The organism is Dactylosporangium sp. CA-152071, from assembly GCF_050936335.1.
Taxonomy (GTDB): domain Bacteria; phylum Actinomycetota; class Actinomycetes; order Mycobacteriales; family Micromonosporaceae; genus Dactylosporangium; species Dactylosporangium maewongense.
Map to the genome: position 1 here is coordinate 6002669 of NZ_JBNJMZ010000001.1, position 24325 is coordinate 6026993.

Below are 24325 nucleotides of genomic sequence, written 5' to 3' on the forward strand. Positions count from 1 at the left end.
GAAGGGCACGGTGAGGCACGTGGCGCGAGGGAAAGCACCGTTGGCGGTCGCCGGGATCGTGGCGCTGATCGGCGTCACCGTGGTCGCCGTCCGAGCCGTGGCGGGCGGCTCCGGCGACTGCGACGGCGGGATCAGGCTCGTCGTCGCCGCGGCGCCCGACATCGCGCCCGCGGTCCGCGACGCCGCGGCCCGCTGGAGCGCCACGAAGCCCGAGGTCGGCGGCGACTGCGTCCAGGTGCAGGTGCGCGCCGCCGAGCCGGCCGACGTCGCCGGCCAGCTCGCCGCCCGGGCCGGCGGCGCGATCAACGTCGCCGCCACCGCGGTCCCTTCCCCCGCCGACGCCGACGTGCCGACCGTGTGGATCCCCGACTCGACCGCGTGGCTGGTGCGGATGCAGGCGGTCAGCCGCGAGGCGTTCGAGCCCGACGCCCAGTCCGTCGCCACCAGCCCGGTCGCCCTCGCCGTGCCCGATCCGCTCGCCGCCACGCTCGACGCCACCGGCGGCACCGCGGGCGCCCCCCAGGTCGCGGCGCTGCTCGCGAAGGTCGCCGACAAGCAGGTCCAGCTCGCCGCCGTCGACCCGCGCCGCAGCACCGCCGGCCTCGCCGGGGCCGGCCTGCTCTACGACTCGATCCTCACCGACCCCAAGCGACTGGTCGACGTGGTCAAGGCGTACCGGTCGATCGCCGTCGCCGCCGACCAGACCGCTCTGGACAAGAGCACGGGCCCGGCCCAGGTGGCGCCGATGAGCGAGCAGGCCGTCATCGCCCACAACGCGGGCGGACCGGTCGTGCCGCTCACCGTCCTGACCGTGGATCCGGCGGTGACGCTCGACTACCCGTACGCCATGATCAACGGCAAACCGAGAGCCAGCCTCGAGGCGGCGGGCCGCTTCCGGGCCGCGCTGACGGCGGAGGGCAACCGCGACCTCTTCGCCAGGCTCGGCTTCCGCGCCGCCGACGGCTCGACCAGCGCCGGCTTCCCCGCCGGCCGCGGCGCCGCCACCGCTCCGGTCACGGTGAAGGCGCTCACCGAGGAACGGAAGATCACCGACATCCTCGGGTACTGGAACGCCACGACCGCCCCGTCGCGCGTCCTCACGCTCGTCGACACGACGTCGTCGATGAACCGGCCGATGGCCGGCGCCGGCTCCCCGTCGCGCCTGCAGGTGCTGCGCAAGACGGCCACCGACGGGCTCGCCCTCTTCACCGACGACAGCGAGCTGGGCCTGTGGGCCTACGCCTCCGGCCATCAGGAGGTCGTGCCGCTCAACCCGCTCAGCCAGGGGCAGCGCGCCAGGCTGAGCACCGCCGTCGCCGGGGCCAAGGCCACCACCGCCGACGTCTGCGGGCTCTATGAGACGGTCCTGGCGGCGTACAAGGCGCTGAAGGAGGGCTACAAGGAGGGCCGCTCCAACACCGTCGTCGTCTTCACCGACGGCACCAACTCCAAGCCGGGGATGAGCCTGGAGACGCTGAAACTGGAGCTGGAACGAGCGACGGACCCGACCCGTCCAGTACGCGTGGTGCTACTGGGGGTCGGGCCCGACGTCAAGCAGCAGGAGCTGGCGGAGATCGCCGCGGCCACCGGCGGCCGGTCCTTCGTCGTCACCGACCCCGAGCAGATCGGCAACATCTTCCTGCAGGCGCTGATCAGGACCAGCTAGCGCTACTCCGCGGCGCGGTGGGCGCCGGCGCGGCCCTCTTCGACGGGGACCGCGGGGGTGCGGCGGCGCTCCCGCCAGCCGCGGAAGATCTCGATGAAGATCGGCAAGGCCGAGATCAGCACGATCAGCAGCACCGCCGGCAGCAGGTACTTGTCGATCTGGCCGTCCGGGATCGCGTCGTTGATCTGCTTCGCGAGGCCCCAGCCGACGAGCAGGATGCCGTCGGTCCACAGGATGCCGCCGATCACGTTCCACAGGAAGAACTGCCGGGCCGGCATGCCGATCGTGCCGGCGACCGGGTTGAGGAACGTCCGGACGATCGGGATGAACCGGGCGAGCACCACGGCCTTCGCCGGGCCGAACTTCACGAAGTAGTGCTCGGCCTTCTCGACGTACTCCTTCTTGAACAGCCGCGAGTTGGGCCGATCGAACATCCTGCGGCCATATTTGGCACCGAGGAAGTGGCCCAACTGGGCGCCGGCGATCGCGCACAGCGGCGCGCCGATGAGCAGCTGGGTCAGGCTCAGCCTGGTGCCCAGCAGCTCCTCGGCGACCGATGACGCGCCGACGCCGGCCAAAAACAGCAGTGAGTCTCCGGGGAAGAAGAAGCCCACGAGGAGGCCCGTCTCCACGAACATGATGATCCAGACGCCGATCACGCCGAAGGTGTTGAGCAGGCCCTTCGCGTCGAGCGGGTTGAAGGCGAGCAGCTCGCTGAAAGCGCGAGTCTTTTCTTCCATGGCGCACCAGCCTACGTGAGCCCGGCTACAAACGGGGATCGACCGGCTCGCTTTCACAGGCCAGCAGGGCAAACACCAGCTGGTGCACAGCTCGCGCGGAGCCTCCGGCCGCCAGCAGGTCCAGCGCCGCGAGCCCCAGGCCCTGCTCCCGCAGCGCCAGGTTGCGCTTGCGCTGCAACCCCCGGGCCCGCAGTTGGTCGAGCCGCGTCAGGTAGTCGGGGCCGTAGATGATCCGCAGGTACTCCCGGCCGCGGCACTTCAGCGCCGGCTGGACCCGCGGTCCCGCGTCGACGGCAGGCTTGAGCACCATGCCCTCGCCGCCCGCCGCGGTCAGCTCCAGCCACCAGTCGGTCGCCGCCGCGACGTCCGCGGGGGACGCCGGGTCGACCACCAGCCGCCGGGTCGGGGCGAACAGGTCGTCCGCCGCCACGAGCCGGTCCACCATCGCCAGGTGCCACTCGTGGTCCTGGCGCAGGTACGACGCGCCCTCCCCGGCCAGCACGTGGAACGGCGCCAGCCGGAGCCCGTCGAGGCCGTCCGTCGGCCAGCAGTACTGGCGGTACACCTCCGTGAACGCCGCCATCGACGCCACCCGGCCGGTGAAACGGGCCTGCAACGACGCCACGTCGATGCCCCGCCCGGCGGCCGCGGTCAGGGCCGCGACGGCGGCGGGCAGCGCGGCACCCGCCGCCGCGGCGACGCTCGCGTACTGCTCGCGGATCAGCGGCTCGGCCTTCGCCGACCACGGCAGCACCTCGGCGTCCAGCAGCAGCCAGTCGGTGCCGAGCTCGTCGAAGAGCCCCATGGCAGCGGTCCTGACCCGGTCCAAGATCGCTGATTCCAGCGCCGGGTCCCCGAAGAACGGCCGCCCCGTCCGCGTGTAGATCACCCCGCCGCCGGCGATGCCGAAGCGCCGAAGGCCCGCGGATGGGGTGCGGCACACGACGAGGACCGCCCGCGAGCCCATGTGCTTCTCCTCGCACACGACCCGCGGCACGCCCGCCTTGGCGTAGTCGGCCAGGGCCTCCACCGGGTGCTCCAGGTAGCCCTCGACCGCCGACGTCGACGCGGGCGCCATCGTCGGCGGCAGCCACACCAGCCAGCGCGGGTCGACCGCGAAGCGGCTCATGACCTCCAGGGCCGCCGCGGCGTTCTCGGCCGCCACCGTCACCCGCCCCGCGGGCGTCTCCAGGGTGCGCCGTCCCGTCACGTCGGCGATGTCCAGTCCGCGCTCCTCCGGCACCGGCGCGGCCAGCGGCCGCACCGGCTCGTAGTGCGCGCGGACGGCCGGCACCGAGACCAGCTCCCGGGACGGGTACCGCAGCGCGGTCAGCGCGCCACCGAAGACGCAGCCGGTGTCGACACAGATCGTGTTGTTGACCCACTCGGTGGCCGGGACGGGCGTGTGGCCGTAGACGACGGTCGCCGCGCCCTGGTACTCCTGCGCCCACGGGTAGCGGACCGGCAGCCCGTACTCGTCGGTCTCGCCGGTCGTGTCGCCGTACAGCGCGAACGACCGCACCCGCCCCGACGCCCGCCCGTGGTAGGCCTCCTTGAGCCCGGCGTGCGCGACCACCAGCCGCCCGCCATCGAGCACGTAGTGGCTGATGAGCCCGTCGAGGAAGGCGGGCAGCACGGCGCCGAGCTCGGCGTCGGTCTCGAGCTGGTCGAGGGTCTCCTGCAGCCCGTGCGTCCGCTTGACGTTGGCGCCCCGTAGCGCCCGCAGCAGCTTCGCCTCGTGGTTGCCCGACACGCACAGCGCGTGCCCGGCCGCGACCATGCCCATGACCAGCCGCAGGACACCGGGGGAGTCGGGACCGCGGTCGACGAGGTCGCCGACGAACACCGCCGTGCGCCCGTCCGGGTGCCGCGCGTCCGCAGGCCGTCCGGCGGCGTCACGGACCAGGACGTAGCCGAGCCGGTCGAGCAGCAGCTCCAGCTCCTCCCGGCAGCCGTGCACGTCGCCGATGATGTCGAACGGGCCGGTCAGCTCCTTCTTGTCGTTGAAGAGCTTCTCGTACGCCACGACCGCCGACTCCACCTCGGCCACGTCACGCAGGACGTGCACCTGGCGGAAGCCCTCCCGCCCGAGGTGCTTCAGTGAGCGGCGCAGGTCGCGGTGCTGCCGCGACAGCACGGGCCGGCCGAAGTCCCGGTCGGGGCGCAGCTCGGTGCGCGCCCAGCACTCGCTCTCCGGCACGTCCAGGACGATCGCGACGGGCAGCACGTCGTGCGCCCGGGCCAGGTCGACCAGTGCCTTCCGCGCGTGCGCCTGCACGTTGGTCGCGTCGACGACGGTGAGCCGGCCGGCCCGCAGCCGCTTGCCGGCGATGTAGTGCAGCGCGTCGAACGCCTCCGCGGACGCGGACTGGTCGTTCTCGTCGTCGGCGACCAGCGCCCGGAACGCGTCGGACGACAGCACCTGCGTCGGCGCGAACTGCCGCCGCGCGAACGTCGACTTGCCGGATCCGGAGATGCCGACCAGCGCCACCAGGCACAGCTCGGGGATCGTCACCGTGGTCACTTCTTGAACACCGCCATCTGGGTGGACGTGCCGACTTCAAGGTCTTCCTCGCCGATGCCGTGGCGCGTCACGGTGTACCCGTAGCGGGCCGCGACGTCGTCGCACCACGCGCCGAACTGCGCTCTGTCCCACTCGAACCGGTGGTCGTGGTGGCGCATCCGGCCGTGCTCCAGGCCGGGGTACCGGACGTTGTACTCGACGTTGGGTGTGGTGACGACGACCGTGCGCGGGGCCGCGTGCCCGAAGACGCCGGCCGCGAGCGCCGGCAGCCGCGGCGGGTCGACGTGCTCGACGACCTCCATGAGGACCGCCGCGTCGTAGCCGCGCAGCCGGTCGTCGCGGTAGGTCAGGGCCGTCTGCAGCAGCCGGATCCGTGCCCGCTGCCGGTCGGGGAGGCGGTCCAGGCGCAGCCGGCGGGCGGCCATCTCCAGCGACACGGTCGACACGTCGGCGCCGACGATCTCGGTGAACCGCCGGTCCCGGATCAGCTCGCCGAGCAGCGCGCCGGGGCCGCAGCCGAGGTCCAGCACCCGGCTCGCGCCGGCCTCGGCCAGCTGCCGGACGACCGCGGCCCGGCGCAGCGCCGCCAGCGACTCGGGCCGGGGAGCCCGTTCGATCACGGAGTCGGCGTCGGGTTCCACGTCCGACAGCCGGGACAGCGCCTCGTTGGTCAGCGACGTGCGGTGCGCGAGGTACCGGCGGGCGATCACGCCCTTCGCCGGGTGCTCCGCCAGCCACCCGGTCCCCGCCCGGATCAGCTTCTCGACCTCGTCGGAGGAGACCCAGTAGTGCTTGGCGTCGTCGAGCACGGGCAGCAGCACGTACACATGGTTGAGCGCGTCCGCGAGCCGCATCGTGCCTCGCAGCGTCAGGTCGACGTACCGGCTGGGCCCCCACTCCGGGTGCGCGGCGTCCAGCGGGATCGGCGCCGCCTCGACGGTCCAGCCGAGCGGCTCGAAGAACGTCGCCGCGTCACCCTTGCAGCGCAGCGCCGGGATCCGCAGCTCGAGGGGGATCGGGGTGGCGGCGAGCTCGGGCCGGTCCCGTGAGTCGCCGCGCAGCGCGGTGCGCAGCACCCGGCCGAGCGCCACCGCCAGCAGGCTCGACGCGGCGTAGGGCCGGTCGTTGACGTGCTGGCGCAGCGTGAACGTGTCGGGCCCCTTCCCGGGCCCTTTCGCACTGCGCGCCGCCGCCGGATCCGCGTCCAGCAGCAGGGCGGCCGTGCACCGGTCCTCGCCCGCCTCCGGATAGAAGACGTGCGCCGTGCCGCCGCTGACCTCGAACGACTGCAACCTGCCGGGATGCTTCACGAGCAGGTAGCCGAGGTCGGTCGCGGGCCGGTGGGTGGTGGTGATGGTCAGCAGCACCACGCCATGGTCCCGCCGTGATTATCGGTGGGTCAGGCGGTTTTCCCGGGCGTACAGTCGGGCTTATGGCGACGGTGCCGACCGTGCACTGGCACCGGTTGGCTGACGGCCGGGTGCAGTGCGACGTCTGCCCGAGAGCGTGCCGGCTCCATGAGGGCCAGCGCGGATTCTGCTTTGTCCGGCAGTGCTCCGGTGACGAGATCGTCCTCACCACCTATGGCCGTTCGTCCGGTTTCTGCGTCGACCCGATCGAGAAGAAGCCGCTCAACCACTTCCTGCCGGGCTCGCCGGTGCTGTCCTTCGGCACCGCGGGCTGCAACCTCGGCTGCCGCTTCTGCCAGAACTGGGACATCTCCAAGAGCCGCGAGATCGACACCCTCGCCGCCTCCGCCGACCCTTCGCAGCTCGCCGCGGCCGCTGTACGGCTGGGCTGCCGGTCGATCGCGTTCACCTACAACGATCCGGTGATCTTCATGGAGTACGCGATGGACGTCGCCGACGCCTGTCGCGAGGCCGGGATCAAGGCGGTCGCGGTGTCCGCCGGCTACATGAACCCGGCGCCGCGGGAGGAGTTCTACCGGCACATCGACGCGGCCAACATCGACCTGAAGGGGTTCACCGAACGGTTCTACGAGAAGGTGACCTTCGCCCGCCTCGACGCGGTGCTGTCCACATTGGAGTACCTGCGCGGCACCGACGTGTGGTTCGAGATCACGACGCTGCTCATCCCGGGGCAGAACGACGGCGACGACGAGCTGCGCCGCGAGTGCGACTGGCTGCTGGAGCACCTCGGCACCGACGTGCCGCTGCACTTCACCGCGTTCCACCCCGACTTCAAGATGCGCGACATCCCGCACACGCCACCGGAGACGCTGCGCCGGGCCCGCCGCATCGCGCTCGACGCCGGCCTGCGGTTCGTCTACACCGGCAACGTCCACGACCCAGACGGCCAGACCACGCACTGCCCGGGCTGCGACCGGCCGGTCGTCGTCCGCGACTGGTACGACCTGCGCGCCTACCACCTGACCGACGACGGCCTCTGTGTCCACTGCGGACACCGGCTGCCCGGCGTCTACGACGGCCCGGCCGGGACCTGGGGCCAGCGCCGCCTGCCAGTAGTTTTGTCATGACGCGCCCGGCGGCAGTGGCTGGCACGTTCTACCCGGCCGATCCGGTGGAGCTCGCGACCCTGATCGACGCGATGCTCGACGCCGCGGCCCCGGCACAGACGGTGGTCCCTACCACGGCCGTCGATGGGCTGGTGGCCTACATCGTGCCGCACGCGGGCTACCAGTTCTCCGGCCCGACCGCCGCCCACGTCTACCGCGAGCTGCGCGACCGCCCGGCGCCCTTCGAGCGGGCCGTGGTCCTCGGGCCCGCCCATCACGTGCCGCTGCGGGGTGCCGCCGTGTCCACCGCCACCGCGTGGGCGACCCCCCTCGGCGAGATCGCGATCGACACGGACGGCGCCCGGCTGCTGGTCGACCGCGGGCTCGCCGTCGCCGACGACCGCCCGCACGCCCCTGAGCACTCGATCGAGGTGCAGGTGCCGTTGCTGCTTCGCGTACACCTGCCGAAACTGCTGCCAGTGCTCATCGGGCCCGACGATCCGGACGCGGTCGCCGCGCTGCTCGACGCCGTCGCCGGACCGGGCACGGTGGTGCTGTGCAGCACCGACTTGTCGCACTACCTGACCGAGGAGGAGGCCCGGCGGCGCGACGCGGCCACCGCGGCGGCCATCGACGACCTGGCGCCGGAGCGGATCGGCGCGGGCGACGCCTGCGGCCGGCACGCGCTGCGCGGCCTGCTCACCTGGGGCCGGCGGCACGCGCTGCGCGTGGACCGGCTCGCGCTCGCCACGTCCGCGGACACCGGCGGGCCGAAGGACCGGGTCGTCGGCTACCCGGCGGTGCGCCTGTCCCACGCGCCTTACTAGGTAGACGTCGCGGACGGGTTCATCCGTTGCACGCGAAATGTCCAGAAATTGCCGCACGAACGGGCGACCACGGTCGTGGAGCCCGTGCCCGTCTGGTGCGGTGAGGGCGCCTGCGGACGGCGCCGGAACTGGAGACGGGGATGTCAGCGATAGCGGCAGCGCCGGACAACGGCACCGCGACCTGGACGCCGATGACCCGCGAGCAGCGCGAGCAGTTCGACGCGGACGGTTACCTCGTGATCAAGGGCGTGCTGAGCCCGGACGAGGTGCGCCACTACGCGTCGGTGCTGGAGACCGCGCACCAGCAGCACCCCCGCGCCGCGGACGGCTCGTTGCACCTGCTCAGCCCGGTCACCCACCACCCCGACCTGATCGACCTGATCGACCACCCGGCGACGTTCCCGCTGGTCTGGTCGATCCTCGGGTGGAACGTGCACATCTACCACTCGCATCTTGACGTACACCCGCCGCTGGCGGCGCCGAAGCCCGACTGGTGGCACTGGCACCAGGACGGCGGCCGGCAGAACCGCGAGCTGGAGACCGACCCGCGCCCCCGGCTGTCGGTGAAGCTCGCCTACTGGCTGTCCGACGTGTCGGAGACCGGCCGCGGCAATCTGACCCTGATCCCCGGCAGCCACCGGACCAACTGGCTGCCCGGCCCGCCGACCCGCGACGTGCCGTGGCCGACGCCGGACGGTGCGCGGCAGGTCGCGGTCGACGCCGGTGACGTCGTGTTCTTCGACCGGCGGATCTGGCACGCACGGTCGGACAACCTCTCCGACATCACGCGCAAGTGCGTGTTCCTCGGCTACACGTACCGGTGGATCGCCATCCGCGACGACGTCACCGGCCTGCCGCAGCGCCCCTGGTGGTCGGGCCTGAACCCGGTCCAGCAGCAGCTGCTCGGCGGCGTCGGGAACACCGGTGGCGGACACGGCCACGACAACGGCACCGACGGCGACCACCACTGGGGCCACTACCCGCAGACCACGCCGCTCTACGAGGCGCTGCGCGACCGCGGGCTGTTGGACCCCGGTTACCCTCCGCTGATTCCCTGACATTCGCAACAGATCCTCCCCTTGACCCGTCATAGGGTCAGGGGGAGGGGGTCGGGTTGACGTTCGAGGAGTTCGTGGAGGCGCGGCTGCAGGCGCTGCTGCGCTACGCGGTCATGCTCACCGGCGATCCGCACACCGCGCAGGACCTCGTGCAGGAGACGATGATCCGGGCGCAGCTGAAGTGGCGCCGGATCGCCGCCGCCAGCGTGCCTGAGCACTACGTCAAGCGCATGCTCACGAATGCCTATATCGACCTGCACCGCGGCTCGTGGCTGCGCCGGGTGGTGCTGCGGGCGGAGCCGCCCTCCGAGGCGGCCAACCGTGATCTCGTGGTGGCCGATCACGCCGGGGCGTCCGCCGACCGCGACCAGATGTGGATCTGGCTCGCCCGGCTGCCCCGGCGGCAGCGGGCCGCGCTCGTGCTGCGGTACTACGAGAGCCTCAGCGACGTGGAGATCGCCGAGGTCCTCGGCTGCGCGATCGGCACCGTCCGCTCGCTGATCTCCAGGGCGCTCGCGACGCTGCGCACCGAGGTCGTGCCGGAGCTGATCGGCGGCGACGTCCGATGAACGACGCCGTGACCTCGTCCCTCACCGACGCCCTCACCGACGCCTTCGCCCGGCACGAGGACGACGTGCCGGACGCCATGGCGCTGCGCCCGGCGATCGCCGCCGGTGCCAGCAAGCGCCGCGCGCGTCGCCGCCGCCGCTGGGCGGTCTCCTCCGGCGCGCTGGTGCTGGCGCTCGCCGCGTCCCTGGTCTTCACCCTGCGCGACCCGTCGCCGCCCGCGCCCCAGGTCGAGTCGCTGGTGGACGCGGGCACTCCCGACATCAGCAACTTCCTGCTGCTGGGCACCGACCGGCGGCCGCAGTCGGCGGGCGACACGGTGCGCGCCGACGCGATCCTCCTGTTACACGTCGACCCGGACACCCGCACCGTCTACCAGCTGTCCATCCCGCGCGACCTGGTCGTGGACGTGCCCAACTTCGGCCGCCAGCAGGCCAACAACGCGTACGTCTTCGGCGGTTACGAGCTGACCGCCCGCATCCTCGGCGACCTGCTCGGGGTCGGGATCGTCGGTGGCGCGGTCGTCGACTTCGACGGCATGCAGCGGGTCACGGACGCCGTCGGCGGTGTCGACCTCTGCGTCGACCAGCGGACCGTCTCCATCCACCTCGGCGTCGACGACGCCACGGGCCGCGCCGCGCCGCTCCGTCCTGGCATGCGCCCCGTCGTGTACGAGCCGGGCTGCCGCCACTTCGCCGGATGGGAGGCGCTGGACTTCGTCCGGCAGCGCCAGTCGCTCACGAACGGTGGCGACGACCGCGACACGCACCTGCGGCAGCTCCTCGCCGCGCTCGCCCGGAAGCTCGGCGACCCGGTGAAGCTGGCCAAGGCGATGCCGGTCGCGGGCGGCGCCCTCGACCTGCACCTCGGCGACATGTCGCTGCCGACGCTGGCCGGCATGCTGGCCCGCTACGACGCCGCGCACGTGCCGGGCCTGAAGCTGCCGCTCAGGGCGGACCGCACGATCGTGCCCGGCGGCGACGGCCTGTTCGCCGCGCTGCGCAACGGCACCGTGCCGGAGTGGGCCGCCGCGCATCCGCAGTTCGTGTCCTAGCGGTATTCGTCGTCCTGGCCGGCGTCGCGGTCCTGTTCGACGGCGTCGTACTCGTTCGCGTCCCAGGGGTGCGCGCTCTTGAACACCGTCCCGCGCTCCGTCGGGTCGGCGGGGAGTGCCTGCTCGGCGGCGTCGGCGGGCGATGCCTCCGGGTCGCGCACATCGGGGTCGAGCCGGTCGTCGACGGTCAACAGGTCTTCATCGGGCTGAGCCATGTGTCCTCCCTCAGGTTTCTCCAACCGTACGACCGAATCGGCGGTAACGCGGCCTAGCCGGGCAATTCACCTTGTCCCCACCCTCCCGCCGTACATGAGCCAATGCCACTGCGAGATACTCCGTTGCAGGACAGCGCGGTCCTCGACGAGCCGCGCACGCCCGGCTCCAACACCGCACGATCCAACAGCCAAGGAGCGCCGTCATGCCCATCGCCTCTCCCGATGTCTACGCCGAGATGCTCGACCGCGCCAAGGCCGGCGCGTTCGCCTACCCGGCGATCAACGTGTCGTCGTCGCAGACGCTGAACGCGGCGCTGCGCGGCTTCGCCGATGCGGAGAGTGACGGCATCATCCAGGTCTCCACCGGCGGTGCCGAGTACCTCTCCGGCCCGACGGTCAAGGACATGGTCACCGGCTCGGTCGCCTTCGCCGCGTTCGCCCGCGAGGTCGCGAAGAAGTACTCGATCAACGTGGCGCTGCACACCGACCACTGCCCGAAGAACAACCTCGACAAGTTCGTCCGGCCGCTGCTCGCCATCTCGGCCGAGCGCGTCGCCAAGGGCGAGGAGCCGCTGTTCCAGTCCCACATGTGGGACGGCTCGGCGGTGCCCCTGACCGAGAACCTGCAGATCGCCGAGGAGCTGCTGGCGCTGACCGCCGCGGCCAAGGTCGTCCTGGAGATCGAGGTCGGCGTCGTCGGCGGCGAGGAGGACGGTGTCGTCGGCGCGATCGACGAGAAGCTCTACACCACCGTCGAGGACGGCCTGGCCATGGTCGACGCCCTCGGCCTCGGCGAGAAGGGCCGCTACATGGCCGCCCTGACCTTCGGCAACGTCCACGGCGTCTACAAGCCGGGCAACGTGAAGCTCAAGCCCGAGATCCTCAAGACCATCCAGGACGCGGTCGGCGCCAAGTTCGGCAAGGACAAGCCGCTCTCCCTGGTCTTCCACGGCGGCTCGGGCTCGCTGCTCGAGGAGATCCGCGAGGCCCTCGACTACGGCGTCGTGAAGATGAACATCGACACCGACACGCAGTACGCCTTCACCCGCCCGGTCGCCGCCCACATGTTCAGCAACTACGACGGCGTCCTGAAGGTCGACGGCGAGGTCGGCAACAAGAAGGCCTACGACCCGCGCGCCTGGGGCAAGGTCGCCGAGGCAGGCCTGGCCGCCCGCGTCGTCGAGGCCTGCGAGCACCTCCGCTCGACCGGCACCACGCTGTCCAAGTAGTTCTTCCGCGGTTCCCGAGGCCCGGCCCCTCTCCCGAGGGCGCCGGGCCTTCGCGTGCGCCCCCACCCGCACAGACGTTGGTCAATGCCAGCCTTTGCACCCTTTGCGCCATAGACGCTGCGCGATCCACCCCCAATTCAGAGATCATCTTGTACGTGGATCGCGCAACCTCGATGCCGAAAAGCCACATTCCCGGGCATTGACCAATGTCTGTGCCTGTCGGAGTCGCGGAAGCGAGGTGGGGCTGGACAGTGTTTCAAGGGACTACAGGCGGTCATGATCTGACCCGTGGTCCGTCGCTTTCGGCGAGGACGTGGTCCGGGCGCAGGCGGGCCCGGCCGGGTCCGTGCCGGGCGACCCTGAGCGTGCCCATCACGTTGGTGAACCGGGTGCAGTCGTTGACGTTGCCACCGGTTTTTCAGACGTTGGTCAATGCCCCGAGATGCCCCTTTCGACCTGCTAGCGATGCCTGTGCCGGGCCGGGTTGAGCCGGGGTGGCCGTCCGTACGCGGCAGGCGGCAGTGGTTCCGGATCGCCTGCTCGCGATCCGTCAGGTCGAGACGCTGCTGGGTGGCGAAAGCTGCCGGATTATGAGGTGGCGGTCAGGATCTCGGCGGCCTCGGCGACGTCGTCGGTGATGTGGAGCAGGTGGCGCAGGTCGCCGACGGGGGACGCGGCCAGCAGGGGCTCCAGCAGGCTGCGGACCGGCAGACGCTCGGTCCAGTGCTTGCCGTCGAGGAAGACGAACGGGCCGCTCACGCCGTCAGTGGCGTAGAACGTCTTCGTCGCGGCCTGGAAGATCTCCTGCACCGTGCCGGCCATGCCGGGGGCGAAGACGATGCCGCCGCGGGACAGGCGCAGGATGGTGTCCTCGCGGATCGCGTTGGAGAAGTACTTCGCGATCTTGGCGGCGAAGAGGTTGGCGGGCTCGTGGCCGTAGAGCCACGTCGGGATCGCCAGGCCGCCGCGGCGGGCCCAGGTCACCGGGTCGACGGCCACCTGGTCGGCGGGCTCGACCGAGTCGGGCGTCGGCGGGACCGGTCGCGCATACGCCGCTCGTACCTCCAGCGCCGCCCTCGTGAAGGGGTCGTGGTCGTGGAAGTCGGGCGCCGCGGACAGGCGGTCGATCGCGTCGGCGAGCGCGCTCAGCGGCTGGTCGGCGAGGAACGCGCCCAGGTTGGCGGCCTCCATCACGCCCGGGCCGCCGCCGGTGACCACCAGCCGGTCCGCGCCGGCGAGACGCCAGGCCAGCTCGGCGGCGTTGCGGTAGTCGGAAGCGCCGCGCGGGACGGCGTGGCCGCCCATGATGCCGATCGCGGCGGCGGGGCCGCGCGCGCCGATCCAGCCGGCGGTGACGTTGGCCAGCGCGTTGTCGATCCCGGAGTCGTGCATCCGCTGCGCGATCGCCTCGCGGATCTCCGGCGTCGCGCCGCCGGTCGCCCGGAAGTGCTCGTAGACCAGCGTGTCGAACATGCCGTCGAACCCGTCGGAGGCGAACCCGGCGGCGAGGTCGTCCGGCACGTACAGCTGCGACGGGTGCGTCGGGTAGGGCAGCCCGGCGAACTCGGGCACCACCACCGCCCGCCGCCGCAGCAGGTCGACGATGGCCTCGGTGGCCGCGAAGTGGCAGCCGACGAAGAGCGTGTCCTGCACGTCGACGCCGGAGAGGTCCACGGCGGCGAGGTCGAGACCCTGGACGACCTTCGTGGCGAGCGAGCCGTTGTCCAGATGGAACAGCAGCTCCTCCGGCGACTCGATCTCGTCGGGCGAGTGGTCGTGCAGCGCGACCACGTCTGGCGGGGGCGGAGTGGGCACGACGCCATCTTGCCAGGTGGTGCAAAGGGCGATGGCCCGACCGTGGAGATCGGGCCACCGCGTAACCGGGTCCTGGGGAGGCTCCGGACCTCCCTTTCTAGTACTCGCCCGAACCGGGCACACCCCCCGCTCGCGGGACGCAGCCTCCACCGTTCAGCCAACCTGGTTGAATGGCTGGATGCAGAACCTGCTGCCCCAGCCTTCACCGACGCTGCTTCCCGCCGAGCCCGAGGCCGCCGCGAAGCTCGCCGCCGCCGCCGGTTCCGAGAAGGACGTCAAGGACGTCGCAGCGGCCCACCCGGCGTTCAGCGCCGCCTGGGCCGAGCTCGCCGAGCTCGCCCTCGCCGACGGCGAGCCGGTCACCGCCTATGCCTACGCCCGCACCGGCTACCACCGCGGCCTCGACCAGCTGCGCCGCAGCGGCTGGCGCGGCGCCGGCCCCGTGCCGTGGTCGCACGAGCCCAACCGGGGCTTCCTGCGCGCGCTGAACGCGCTCGGCCTCGCCGCCGAGTCGATCGGCGAGGCCGACGAGGCGGAGCGCTGCGCGAAGTTCCTCGACGACAGCGACCCGGCGGCCACGGCCGCCCTGCGGTAACCCGTCACAGCCCTTCGGAGATGGCCGCGGCGACCTTCAACCAGGCGTCGCGGCTCGCCGAGGTCAGACCCCCGTAGCGGATCGGCTCTCCCGAGTCGATGAAGCGTTCGTACGGCGCGAGCAGCACCGTCCTGGTCCGCGCCGCGAAGTGGCGGGTGATCGCCGGGATGTCGAGGTGCCGGCGGCTCGGCGGCATCGACACGACGGTCACCGCCTGCCGGACCAGCCGCTGCCGGCCGTGCTGCTCCAGGTGGTCGAGCATCCTCGACGCCGTCTCGGCCGAGTCGTTGCGGGCCGACATCGTGACCACCAGCTGGTCGGTGGCGTCGATCGCGGCCTGCCAGTTCTCCGCGCGGACGTTGTTGCCGGTGTCCACCACGATCAGCTTGTAGAACCGGCTGACCACGTCGCGGATCTCGCCGAACGACTGCGCCGTGAGCATCTCGCCGGCGGTCGCGGACTCGTCGCTGGCGAGCACGTCGAACATGCCCTCGCCCTGCGCCCTGACGTACTGCGACAGGTCGCCGACCCGGCCCTGCGCGCCCTGGAAGTGGTCCAGGTCGCGGAGCAGGTCACGGACGGTCCTGTTGTGGAAGTCCTGCTGCGCCCGCATGCCGAGCGTGCCCTGGGTCTCGTTGTTGTCCCAGGCCAGCACGTATCCGCCGCGCTTCTGCCCGAACGTCATCGCCAGCAGCAGCACCGCGACCGTCTTGCCGGCGCCACCTTTCGGGTTGACCACGGTCACCTGCCGCAGCCCGCCGAAGTTGCGCCGGACGAGGTCGACGTCGCGCCGGAACTCCAGCTCCCGTCGTCCGGGGCTGAGCGACAGCACGCCGAGCGTGCCTTTGGACACCGCCCCGCGCACCCCGCGGGCCGCGACCGGGTCGGCGGGCCGCGCCTGCCTGCGCCGCGCGAACTCGTCCGCCGTCGGCGTGCTTCCGTCCGACCAGCTCGCCGGCGGCGGCGCCTCACTCGGCGGCCGGTGCGCCACCGGCGGCGCCGGGTGACCGGGCGGCACCTGATGGGCCGCAGGCCCTTGGTGTTGTGGCGGCGGCTGATGTACGGGCGGCGCCGGCGGCTGATCCGTCGGGGGAGCTTGATACGCGGGCGGTGCCGGCGGCTGATCGGTGGGGGGCGCCTGGTAGGTGGGCAGCGGCTGATACGTGGCGGGCGCCCGGTAGGTGGGCGGCGCGGGCGGCGGCGCCGCCCGCGGGTGGGACAGGACCGGGGGCCGCGGCACCGGCACGCCGTTGACCGGCACCGCGCCGTTGCCAGGTGGCGCGCCGCCGCCCGGCATGGAGACCGCTCCCGCGCCCGAGACCGGGATTCCACCGGCCCCGGAGACCGGGATCGCGCCCGCGCCCGAGACCGGCACGTGCGGGACCGGCTGACCGTGCTGAATCTCACTGCCGCGGTCGTCGGCGTCCGGTGCGGGCTCGAGCCACGGCCCCGGATCGCCGGCGTCGCCCCGCTCGCTCGCCTGCGTCAACCGCGTCCGGGTCGGCGGCTGTGACCAGGGCGACCCGACGTGCTCCGGCTCCTCCTGCGGAGTGTCGTCCTCCTGCGGAGCGCCGCCGCCCTCCCGGCCGGCGTGAGCTTCGGTGCGCCGGCCCGAGACGAACTCGTCGGGCGGCCAGAGTGCGTCGTTCACAGCTGTTCCCCTCCCGCGCTCCCCCACCGTATGCGAGTCGGCACCGTATGCGAAGGAGACGCTTAGGGGACGTACACGGCCCAGGCCGCGCGCTCCATCCACCAGGAGCGCTTCCGCGTGAGGGTGCCCTCGGCGCCGTCGTCGACGAAGGGGATCTCGGTGCGGGGGGTGATGGCGACCGCCCGGCCGTGCGCGCGGCGGACCTCGATCTCGACGCGGGGCCGGCGGAAGAGCGACCGGGACGCCCGCGGCACCGCCACCGCCACGTCCAGGACGCCGTCGTCCACGGAGGGCGAGAGGACCAGCGGGAGGCCGTCGACCGTCGCATACCGCGAAGCGTTGGCCACCACCGACATGAGCACGGGCTCGGTGCCGTCGGCGAGGACGGCGTCGTCGACCTCGACCCGGGCGAGGAACGTGCTGGCCGAGCCGCTCGCGTCGACCCCGCCGACCAGGACGCCGTCGAGGGTGACCCCGCCGCCGTCGTTGCGCAGCAGGTCCAGGCGGCGGGTGTTGCCCCCGAGGACGGCGGCGGCCACGTCGGCGGGGTTGCGGGGCAGTCCGAGGCGGGTCACGAGGTCCGTGGAGTCGGGGCCGAGCGGCAGGATGCCGACCGGCGGCAGGTCCGGCAGCGTCCGGTCGTCGGGGATGGCCTCCTCCGACAGTGCCCGCTTGCTGGGTGCCGGGGCGTACATCCGGACCAGCCGCCGCATGACCGCGCGGAGCTGGCCGTCGGCGGCGGTCGCCACGACGAGCCGCACGTCCGGCAGGGCCTTCAGCGCCGCGTCGATCTCCGCGTCGGTGTGTGCGACGACCGTCTCGACCTGGGCGCTTGCTGTGCGCAGCGCGTCGCGGCAGGCAAGAATAGGAGTACGCGTGCCGCACGCGCCGCCATCGCAGCCGCAGGAGCTGCCTTCGCCCAGCGCGAGCACCACCACGTCGACCACCGTTGTCAACCTGCCTTTCACGCGGTTGTTAGCCTGGCACCCCGGGCGACCCGCTGGGGCGCCCGACCCTTTGGAGAGGGCAACAGACGATGCCAGCGATCGTGCTCATCGGCGCTCAGTGGGGCGACGAGGGCAAGGGCAAGGTTACCGACATGATTGGCGGCGACGTCGACTACGTCGTGCGCTACTCCGGCGGCAACAACGCGGGTCACACCGTGGTGACGCCGGACGGGCAGAAATTCGCCCTGCACCTCATGCCGTCAGGGGCACTGTGGCCCAACGCGGCGATCGTCATCGGCAACGGGGTGGTCATCGACCCGAAGGTGCTGCTGGTCGAGATCGACGGTCTCGCCGAGCGCGGCGTCGATGTGTCCCGCCTGATGATATCGGGTGACGCACACCTCATCATGCCGCATCACCGGGCCCTGGACCGGGTCGTGGAGCGCTACCTCGGCTCGTCCCGGATCGGCACGACCGGCCGCGGCATCGGCCCGGCGTATGGCGACAAGGTCGCCCGCATGGGCATCCGCGTCCAGGACCTGCTCGACCCGGGCATCCTGCGCAAGAAGCTCGAGATCGTGCTGCGCGAGCGCAACCAGGTCCTCTTCAAGGTGTACAACCGCAAGGAGATCGACGTCGACGCGACGGTCGAGGAGTACCTGACCTACGCGGAGCGCCTGCGGCCCTACATCACCGACACCCGTCAGGTGCTGTGGAAGGGCCTGGAGGAGGGCCGGACCGTCCTGCTCGAGGGCGCCCAGGCGACGATGCTCGACATGGACCACGGCACGTATCCGTTCGTGACGTCGTCCAACCCGACCGCGGGCGGCGCCTGCGTCGGCGCGGGTGTGCCGCCGACCGCGATCACGCAGGTCATCGGCGTGACCAAGGCCTACACGACGCGGGTCGGCTCCGGCCCGTTCCCGACCGAGCTGTTCGACGACTTCGGCGTGCACCTGCGCAAGATCGGCCGGGAGTATGGCACGACGACCGGCCGGGAGCGCCGCACCGGCTGGTACGACGCGGTCGTCGCCAAGTACGCCACCAGGCTCAACGGCATCACCGACCTGGTCGTCACCAAGCTCGACGTGCTCTCCGGCCTGGAGAAGGTCCCGCTCTGCGTGGCCTACGAGGTGGACGGCAAGCGCACCGACGAGATGCCGATGACGCAGACCGAGTTCCACCACGCCACCCCGGTCTACGAGGAGCTCCCCGGCTGGTGGGAGGACATCTCGAAGGCGCGCGAGTTCGCCGACCTGCCGGTCAACGCGCAGCGCTACATCGAGCGGATCGAGGAGCTCGCCGGCACCCGGGTGTCGATCGTCGGGGTGGGTCCCGGGCGTGACGAGAACGTGGTGCGTCACAGCCTGCTTTAATCTGTCGCGTGCGCGTACTCCTGCTCGGCTCCGGTGGTCGTGAACACGCCATCGCCGCCGCCCTGGTTGCCGACCCGGCCGTGACCGACCTGATCGTCGCCCCGGGCAACCCCGGCACCGCCGCGATCGCGACGAACGTGGGGGTCGACGCGCTCGACCCGGACGCGGTCGCGGCCCTCGCCGTCGAGCGCCACGTCGACCTGGTCGTCGTCGGCCCGGAGGCGCCGCTCGTGGCGGGGGTCGCCGACGCGGTCCGGGCGAAGGGCGTCGCCTGCTTCGGCCCGTCGCAGGCGGCCGCGCAGCTGGAGGGCTCGAAGGCGTTCGCGAAGGACGTGATGCGGGCGGCGGGCGTGCCCACCGCCCGCTCGTTCGTCTGCACCTCGCCCGAGGAGCTGGCGGAGGCGCTCGACGCGTTCGGCGCGCCCTACGTGGTGAAGGACGACGGTCTCGCCGCCGGCAAGGGCGTCGTCGTCACCGAGAGCCGCGACGAGGCCCTCGCGCACGGCGCCGCCTGCGGGCGGGTCGTCGTCGAGGAGTACCTGGCCGGCCCCGAGGTCTCCCTCTTCGTCGTCACCGACGGCACCGCCGCCGTGCCGTTGCAGCCCGCCCAGGACTTCAAGCGCATCGGCGACGGCGACACCGGGCCCAACACCGGCGGGATGGGCGCGTATTCGCCGCTGCCCTGGGCCCCCGCGGGCCTGGTCGACGAGGTCATGGCGGCGGTGGTGCAGCCCACGCTGGCCGAGATGCGCAAGCGCGGCACGCCCTTCACGGGGGTGCTCTACGTGGGGCTGGCGCTGACCGCCCAGGGCCCGAAGGTCATCGAGTACAACTGCCGCTTCGGCGACCCGGAGACCCAGGTGGTCCTGGCCCGCCTCGAAACCCCGCTCGCCGGCGTCCTGCACGCCGCCGCCGTCGGCCGGCTCGCCGAGGACCCGCCGCTGGCGTGGCGCCCCGGCTCGGCCGTCTGCGTGGTCATGGCCAGCGCCGGCTACCCGGAGTCGGCCCGCAAGGGCGACGTCATCGCCGGCGCCGACGGCGTCCCCGGCGTCATCCACGCCGGCACCGCCCGTTCGGAGGACGGCGCGCTGGTCACCGCCGGCGGGCGGGTCCTCACCTGCACCGCGACCGGCGACACCCTGGCCGACGCCCGCGCGGCCGCCTACCGGCTCGTCGACGCGATCAGCTTCGACGGCGCCCAGCACCGCACCGACATCGCCCTCGCCGCCCTCGAGGACAGGATCTCGATCCCCTAGGCAACCCCGCACGCGCCGGCCTCCGTTCTCCCGGTGAACCCGAACGGAGAGGGAGCACGGATGCCGACCGAGCAGGCCTACCGCGACTACGTCGCGGGCAACCTGGACCGCCTGCGCCGCACCGCATACCTGCTGTGCGGCGACTGGCACCTGGCCGACGACCTGACGTCGACCGTGCTGGTCAAGCTGCTGCGGCACTGGAAACGCGCGTCGAGGATGGAGCATCCCGACGCGTACGTGCGGCGCATGCTCATGTCCGCCTGGCTCGACGAGCGCCGCCGACCCTGGCGGCGCGAGTCGCCCACCGACCGCCTGCCGGACCGCCCGGCCTCCGGTCCGGACGCCGACCAGCGGCTGGACGTGCTCTCCCTCCTCGCCGGGCTGCCCCCGCGCCGCCGGGCCGTGCTCGTCCTGCGGTACTTCTGCGACCTGTCCGTCGAGGAGACCGCGCAGGCACTCGGCTGCAGCGAGGGCACCGTCAAGAGCCAGGCCGCCCGCGCGCTGGAGTCGCTCCGGGCGCGCCTCACGGAGGGAGACCCGCAGTGGATCTGACCGATGCCATGCACGCCGCCACCCAGGACCCGCCACCGACCGCCATCGACGTCGACCAGCTCATCACCGGCGAGCACCGCCGGGTCCGCCGCATGCGGGCCGTCACCGGTCTCGGGATCGCCGCCGTCCTCGCCGCCGGCGTGGTCGTGCTGCCCCAGTATCTGGCCCAGCCGACCGGCCAGAGCCCCGGCGCCCCGCCCTCGACGGTGACGGGCGCGCCGGCGCCGTGCGCCCTGCCGTCTTCCACGGTGGACGTACCGACGGCGGAGGTCACCAAGCAGCAGAACCAGCCGAAGCCGCTGGTGCCGCTCACCGAGTCCTGCGGCGACGCGCAGGCCCGCCTCAGCGTTGAGTTCACCGCGCTGCTGCGCCGCCTCCTGCCCGGCGCCACGATCGTCAACGCCGAAGATCAGCCGACCCCGCTGCCCGCCAGGTTCCTCAGGGTGGCGGACGACGAGTTCGGCGGCTACTCCAGCACCGTCCTGGTGCCGGGCGGCATCGTGTGGGTGCGGCTCGACGCGTCCGAACTGACCCCCGCGCAGTACCACGCGCACATGCAGGAGGAGTGCGCTTCGCCGAAGGCCAGGTGCCGGACCCTGACGATCGGCAGCACCGAGCTGATGATCCGCAGCGACGTGCCCGACGGCTTCGGCATCGACGTCTGGGCGGTCCGCCCGGACGGGACGAGGTTGCTGGCCCGTGCCCGCCCCACGAAGACCGGCGAGCCGACCCCGCTCACCGAGCAGCAGCTCATCGACATCGTCATGACGCCGGCGCTGACGCTGTACCCCTAACTCCCCGAAAGGGCCGGCTCCGGCTGGCAATGGCCGAGAGTCCGCAGCAGCGGAGATCGTTGGGCCGGAAAGATTCTCTCCCGGAGGTGCAACCTCCCGCCGCGGCCGGCGTGTCAGTGGTGCGCGCCGATGCGGGCGTGCCTGACGGGGAGGAACCCATGACGAAACACCCGCTGCTGCGGGCGGCCGTGCTCGGCGCCGGACTGGTGCTGGCACAGGCCCTGCTCACCCCGCCGCCGGGGCCGCGACGGTCCCGCCGGCCGCGCCCACCGTGACGGCGGTCAGCAGCTCGTTCACCGTCGGCGTGAAGGGGAAGTTCCGCTTCGCCGAGCCGGCCGGCAGCCCGGTCCCGGCGGCGTTCGTGTATCAGCTCAACTCCGGTGCGCCCACGCGGGTCGCCGCCGGCAGGCGCACGGTCACCGTCCAGGTCGTGCCGACCCGCTTCACCAACACGCTCGCGGTCACGGCCGTCGAGCCGGACGGCACGTTCACCGACACGACCACGATCACCTTCAACGCCGTGTACCCGCCGCCGTTCGCCGACCAGGACCTGACCGGCGACGGGCAGCCGGACCTGCTGACCGCCGGGCCGGCGACCGGGCTGCCGCAGGGCGTGTGGCTCGCCGCCGGCCGGGCGCAGCGCGGTGGCCTGCGCACCCCGGCGGCGGGCATCGCGGGCCTGTCCTCCTGGCCCGCGCCGGACTTCGACGGCGCGCAGGTCATCGCCGGCCGGTTCACCGGCACGAGCTTCAACGACGTGCTCGTGTTCTACCCGACCGGTCTCAACGCGGGGCTGGCCATGATCGTGCCGAGCCTCGACGACGGCGGCCCGCTCGACGTCACCGGGGCCACGGTGCTGCCCGCCGGCACCATGTCGGACCTCGACGGCAACAACCCGATCGCGGTCGCCAACGCCTACGACAGCGCCGGCGCGGGCCTCGCCTACCCCGACCTGTTCGGCATCGTCGGCGCCTCCGGCTCGGGCTACACCCTCGACTACTACCCCAACTTCAACGGCACCGGCGCGTACTACATGCCCAGCCCGACGCCGCTGGCCACGCCGACGGGCGGCACCGACTGGGAGTCGTGGCGGATCGCGTCGAAGCTGCTGCCCAGCGGCACCGCGCTGCTGCTGTGGAACGGGTCCACGGGCGCGGTGCACCTGTGGACGTCGGTCACCTACGACGGCACGACCCTGCACTACACGGACCACCGGCTGGCCACGGACTGGCACCCGGGGGCCGCGTCGGTGCAGCTGACCCAGGACGCGGACGGCAACCCGGTCATCTGGACGGTGTCCACGGCCGGGGTCGCGACCGCGTACCTGGTCAAGAACCTGTCGGCGCTGAAGGCCCAGCCGGCCCAGCCGCTCCTGCCGTGAACCCGCGCCCGGGTGCGGTCGACAAACGGGGGACCGCACCCGGGCGCGGTTCAGTCGCCGAAGAGGCGCCGGCGGACGACCTTGCCGGTGGCGTTGCGGGGCAGGGCGGCGACGAAGTACACGTCGCGCGGGACCGAGAAGCGGGCGAGGCGGTGCCGGACGTACTCGCGCACCGCCTCCGGGTCGACGTACTCGCCGTCGTGCAGGGCGATCCACGCGGCGAGCCGCTGGCCGAACTCCTCGTCCGGTACGCCGGCGACGGCGACCTCGCGGACCTGCGGCAGCTCGGCGATGACGTCCTCGACGGAGCCCGGGTAGACGTTCTCGCCGCCGGAGATGACCATGTCGTCCTCGCGGCCGTCGACGAAGAGCAGGCCGTCGGCGTTGAGGTGGCCGAGGTCGCCGGTGGCCAGCAGGTCGCCGTGGGACTCGCGGCCGGTGCCGTTGGTGTAGCCCTCGAAGAGCATGTCGTTGCCGACGAAGATCCGCCCGATGACGCCGGTCGGCAGCTCGGTGCCGCTGTCGGAGAGGATCGCGACCCGGGTGCCGCGCGGTGGGCGGCCCGCGGTGCCGGGGGCGTCCCGCAGCTCGTCCGGGGTGGCGATCGACGCCCAGGAGGCCTCGGTGGAGCCGTACAGGTTGTACAGCACCGGCCCGTACACCTCCATGAAACGCGACGCGAGGGGGCCGGTCAGCGCCGAGCCCGAGGTGGCCACGACCCGCAGCGTCGGCATGGGTGCGGGCGCCTCCAGCAGGCGTTGCAGCATCACCGGCACGGCGAAGAGCGAGGTGCACCCGGTGGCGCCGACCGCGGCCACCGTCGACTGCGGGGTGAAGCGGTGCGCGATCACGATCGTGCCGCGCAGCGCCAGGCACAGCTGCAGCGCGGCCAGCCCCCAGGTGTGGAACAGCGGCGCGGCGACGAAGATGCGCTCGCCGGCGTAGAGCGGGATCCGTGACACGACCGACGCGAGCGGCCCGAGGCCCGACGGGTTGCGGCGCCGCGCGCCCTTCGGCGCGCCGGTCGTGCCGGACGTCAGCACCACCACGGAGCCGGCGGCCGCGGGCGGCTCCAGTTCGGCGGAGGGTGCCCGGTGGATGAGCCCGGCAGTCTTGGACATCGCCAGTCGCGGCAGGTTCGGCGGCACCGCGGCGAGCATCCCCAGCAGGTCGTCGTCGTGGATCAGCAGGGCCAGCGACTGGTCGTGCGCGACGGCCTCCAGCTGGGCGTCGCCGAGGCCGGTGTTGACCAGGACGGCCTGCGCGCCGAGCGCGATCAGGGCGAGCATCGCCTCGACCATGCCGACGGAGTTGTTGCACAGCAGGCCGATCCGGTCGCCGGCGCGCACCCCGTGCTCGGCGCGCAGGGCGTTGGCGAGGCGGCGGACCCGCAGGTCGAGCTCGGTGTACGTGAGCTGCCGGTCCTCGTCGACGACCGCGACCCGGTCGGGGTCGCGGGCCGCGGTCGAACGCATCTCGCCGTACAGCCCGAAGCCCCAGCGGCGCAGGGCGTTGAGCTGCCGGACGATCCGCGTGGGCCGGCCGGGGTTGAGCAGTTTCCGGCCGGCCATCGTGCGGAGGATGAAGGGGGTGTCCATGGCT

General features: G+C 72.5%; 21 protein-coding genes. 13 read left to right on the plus strand and 8 right to left on the minus strand.

Annotated features, from left to right (window positions below; genetic code table 11):
- Window positions 1–19: 19 nt before the first annotated feature.
- Window positions 20–1666 carry a VWA domain-containing protein gene (locus tag ACQEVZ_RS26845; protein WP_433371289.1) on the plus strand — a complete coding sequence of 549 codons (1647 nt, stop codon included), beginning with the start codon at window positions 20–22 and terminating at the stop codon, window positions 1664–1666.
- Window positions 1667–1668: 2 nt separating this feature from the next.
- Here ACQEVZ_RS26845 and ACQEVZ_RS26850 read toward each other — a convergent pair whose 3' ends face one another.
- The 3 genes from ACQEVZ_RS26850 to ACQEVZ_RS26860 are packed head-to-tail and all read right to left on the minus strand — an operon-like array spanning window position 1669 to window position 6297.
- Complete coding sequence (locus tag ACQEVZ_RS26850; protein WP_344500810.1) at window positions 1669–2406, minus strand: DedA family protein; 738 nt, start codon at window positions 2404–2406, stop codon at window positions 1669–1671.
- A 25-nt stretch (window positions 2407–2431) separates the two neighbouring features.
- Window positions 2432–4930 (minus strand): polynucleotide kinase-phosphatase, encoded by a 2499-nt coding sequence (locus tag ACQEVZ_RS26855; protein ID WP_433371294.1) that lies wholly within the window; start codon window positions 4928–4930, stop codon window positions 2432–2434.
- Window positions 4927–6297: a 3' terminal RNA ribose 2'-O-methyltransferase Hen1 gene (locus ACQEVZ_RS26860; RefSeq protein WP_433371297.1), complete on the minus strand. Its 1371-nt coding sequence runs from the start codon at window positions 6295–6297 to the stop codon at window positions 4927–4929. The genes ACQEVZ_RS26855 and ACQEVZ_RS26860 overlap by 4 nt, the downstream gene beginning before the upstream one ends.
- Window positions 6298–6362: 65 nt before the next feature.
- Here ACQEVZ_RS26860 and amrS point away from each other — a divergent pair, with 65 nt between their 5' ends.
- The 5 genes from amrS to ACQEVZ_RS26885 all read left to right on the plus strand — a co-directional run bounded on the left by amrS (window position 6363) and on the right by ACQEVZ_RS26885 (window position 10912).
- The gene (gene amrS / locus ACQEVZ_RS26865) at window positions 6363–7427 is read left to right on the plus strand and encodes an AmmeMemoRadiSam system radical SAM enzyme (RefSeq protein WP_360559160.1); all 1065 of its coding nucleotides are present in this window, start codon (window positions 6363–6365) and stop codon (window positions 7425–7427) included.
- Entirely contained in the window at window positions 7424–8233 is an 810-nt protein-coding gene (gene amrB / locus ACQEVZ_RS26870; protein ID WP_433371300.1) for an AmmeMemoRadiSam system protein B, read from the plus strand. The genes amrS and amrB overlap by 4 nt, the downstream gene beginning before the upstream one ends.
- A gap of 140 nt (window positions 8234–8373) precedes the next feature.
- A complete protein-coding gene (locus tag ACQEVZ_RS26875) occupies window positions 8374–9291 on the plus strand; it encodes a phytanoyl-CoA dioxygenase family protein (protein ID WP_433371303.1) in 918 nt (305 codons plus the stop codon).
- A gap of 56 nt (window positions 9292–9347) precedes the next feature.
- A complete protein-coding gene (locus ACQEVZ_RS26880; protein WP_433371306.1) occupies window positions 9348–9860 on the plus strand; it encodes a SigE family RNA polymerase sigma factor in 513 nt (170 codons plus the stop codon).
- Window positions 9857–10912: an LCP family protein gene (locus ACQEVZ_RS26885; RefSeq protein WP_433371309.1), complete on the plus strand. Its 1056-nt coding sequence runs from the start codon at window positions 9857–9859 to the stop codon at window positions 10910–10912. The genes ACQEVZ_RS26880 and ACQEVZ_RS26885 overlap by 4 nt, the downstream gene beginning before the upstream one ends.
- Here the strand turns inward: ACQEVZ_RS26885 and ACQEVZ_RS26890 are convergent.
- On the minus strand, window positions 10909–11127 hold the full coding sequence (locus ACQEVZ_RS26890) for a hypothetical protein (RefSeq protein ID WP_344500826.1): 219 nt from the start codon (window positions 11125–11127) through the stop codon (window positions 10909–10911). The genes ACQEVZ_RS26885 and ACQEVZ_RS26890 overlap by 4 nt on opposite strands.
- A gap of 203 nt (window positions 11128–11330) precedes the next feature.
- Between ACQEVZ_RS26890 and fbaA the strand changes: the two genes are divergently transcribed.
- Window positions 11331–12356 (plus strand): class II fructose-bisphosphate aldolase, encoded by a 1026-nt coding sequence (gene fbaA / locus ACQEVZ_RS26895; protein ID WP_360559164.1) that lies wholly within the window; start codon window positions 11331–11333, stop codon window positions 12354–12356.
- A 588-nt stretch (window positions 12357–12944) separates the two neighbouring features.
- Here fbaA and ACQEVZ_RS26900 read toward each other — a convergent pair.
- Entirely contained in the window at window positions 12945–14171 is a 1227-nt protein-coding gene (locus ACQEVZ_RS26900; protein WP_433371314.1) for an LOG family protein, read from the minus strand.
- 178 nt (window positions 14172–14349) lie between these two features.
- Between ACQEVZ_RS26900 and ACQEVZ_RS26905 the strand changes: the two genes are divergently transcribed.
- Complete coding sequence (locus ACQEVZ_RS26905; RefSeq protein ID WP_363393255.1) at window positions 14350–14766, plus strand: DUF3151 domain-containing protein; 417 nt, start codon at window positions 14350–14352, stop codon at window positions 14764–14766.
- A gap of 4 nt (window positions 14767–14770) precedes the next feature.
- Here the strand turns inward: ACQEVZ_RS26905 and ACQEVZ_RS26910 are convergent, their stop codons facing one another.
- Together ACQEVZ_RS26910 and ACQEVZ_RS26915 are read right to left on the minus strand one after the other, a co-directional pair.
- On the minus strand, window positions 14771–16417 hold the full coding sequence (locus ACQEVZ_RS26910; RefSeq protein ID WP_433371317.1) for a MinD/ParA family ATP-binding protein: 1647 nt from the start codon (window positions 16415–16417) through the stop codon (window positions 14771–14773).
- A gap of 62 nt (window positions 16418–16479) precedes the next feature.
- Entirely contained in the window at window positions 16480–17364 is an 885-nt protein-coding gene (locus tag ACQEVZ_RS26915; protein ID WP_344500836.1) for a diacylglycerol/lipid kinase family protein, read from the minus strand.
- Between the two features lie 89 nt (window positions 17365–17453).
- On the opposite strand from ACQEVZ_RS26915, the gene ACQEVZ_RS26920 reads away from it, so the two are divergent.
- The 5 genes from ACQEVZ_RS26920 to ACQEVZ_RS26940 all read left to right on the plus strand — a co-directional run bounded on the left by ACQEVZ_RS26920 (window position 17454) and on the right by ACQEVZ_RS26940 (window position 22723).
- Complete coding sequence (locus ACQEVZ_RS26920; RefSeq protein WP_344500838.1) at window positions 17454–18740, plus strand: adenylosuccinate synthase; 1287 nt, start codon at window positions 17454–17456, stop codon at window positions 18738–18740.
- An 8-nt stretch (window positions 18741–18748) separates the two neighbouring features.
- Complete coding sequence (gene purD, locus ACQEVZ_RS26925) at window positions 18749–19996, plus strand: phosphoribosylamine--glycine ligase (RefSeq protein ID WP_433371322.1); 1248 nt, start codon at window positions 18749–18751, stop codon at window positions 19994–19996.
- A 60-nt stretch (window positions 19997–20056) separates the two neighbouring features.
- A complete protein-coding gene (locus tag ACQEVZ_RS26930; RefSeq protein WP_433371325.1) occupies window positions 20057–20548 on the plus strand; it encodes a SigE family RNA polymerase sigma factor in 492 nt (163 codons plus the stop codon).
- Entirely contained in the window at window positions 20539–21342 is an 804-nt protein-coding gene (locus ACQEVZ_RS26935; protein WP_433371328.1) for a hypothetical protein, read from the plus strand. The genes ACQEVZ_RS26930 and ACQEVZ_RS26935 overlap by 10 nt, the downstream gene beginning before the upstream one ends.
- 271 nt (window positions 21343–21613) lie before the next feature.
- The gene (locus ACQEVZ_RS26940) at window positions 21614–22723 is read left to right on the plus strand and encodes a hypothetical protein (RefSeq protein WP_433371331.1); all 1110 of its coding nucleotides are present in this window, start codon (window positions 21614–21616) and stop codon (window positions 22721–22723) included.
- 50 nt (window positions 22724–22773) lie between these two features.
- On the opposite strand, the gene ACQEVZ_RS26945 is transcribed toward ACQEVZ_RS26940, so the two are convergent.
- On the minus strand, window positions 22774–24321 hold the full coding sequence (locus ACQEVZ_RS26945) for an AMP-binding protein (RefSeq protein WP_433371334.1): 1548 nt from the start codon (window positions 24319–24321) through the stop codon (window positions 22774–22776).
- Between the last annotated feature and the right edge of the window lie 4 nt (window positions 24322–24325).

What these genes read in the sequence shown, in the direction of transcription:
- ACQEVZ_RS26850 (WP_344500810.1), bottom strand. Translation starts at nt 2,406, where the DNA reads ATGGAAGAAAAGACTCGCGCTTTCAGCGAGCTGCTCGCCTTCAACCCG.
- amrS (WP_360559160.1), top strand. Translation starts at nt 6,363, where the DNA reads ATGGCGACGGTGCCGACCGTGCACTGGCACCGGTTGGCTGACGGCCGG.
- amrB (WP_433371300.1), top strand. Translation starts at nt 7,424, where the DNA reads ATGACGCGCCCGGCGGCAGTGGCTGGCACGTTCTACCCGGCCGATCCG.
- ACQEVZ_RS26875 (WP_433371303.1), top strand. Translation starts at nt 8,374, where the DNA reads ATGTCAGCGATAGCGGCAGCGCCGGACAACGGCACCGCGACCTGGACG.
- ACQEVZ_RS26885 (WP_433371309.1), top strand. Translation starts at nt 9,857, where the DNA reads ATGAACGACGCCGTGACCTCGTCCCTCACCGACGCCCTCACCGACGCC.
- ACQEVZ_RS26890 (WP_344500826.1), bottom strand. Translation starts at nt 11,127, where the DNA reads ATGGCTCAGCCCGATGAAGACCTGTTGACCGTCGACGACCGGCTCGAC.
- fbaA (WP_360559164.1), top strand. Translation starts at nt 11,331, where the DNA reads ATGCCCATCGCCTCTCCCGATGTCTACGCCGAGATGCTCGACCGCGCC.
- ACQEVZ_RS26905 (WP_363393255.1), top strand. Translation starts at nt 14,350, where the DNA reads ATGCAGAACCTGCTGCCCCAGCCTTCACCGACGCTGCTTCCCGCCGAG.
- ACQEVZ_RS26920 (WP_344500838.1), top strand. Translation starts at nt 17,454, where the DNA reads ATGCCAGCGATCGTGCTCATCGGCGCTCAGTGGGGCGACGAGGGCAAG.
- ACQEVZ_RS26930 (WP_433371325.1), top strand. Translation starts at nt 20,057, where the DNA reads ATGCCGACCGAGCAGGCCTACCGCGACTACGTCGCGGGCAACCTGGAC.
- ACQEVZ_RS26945 (WP_433371334.1), bottom strand. Translation starts at nt 24,321, where the DNA reads ATGGACACCCCCTTCATCCTCCGCACGATGGCCGGCCGGAAACTGCTC.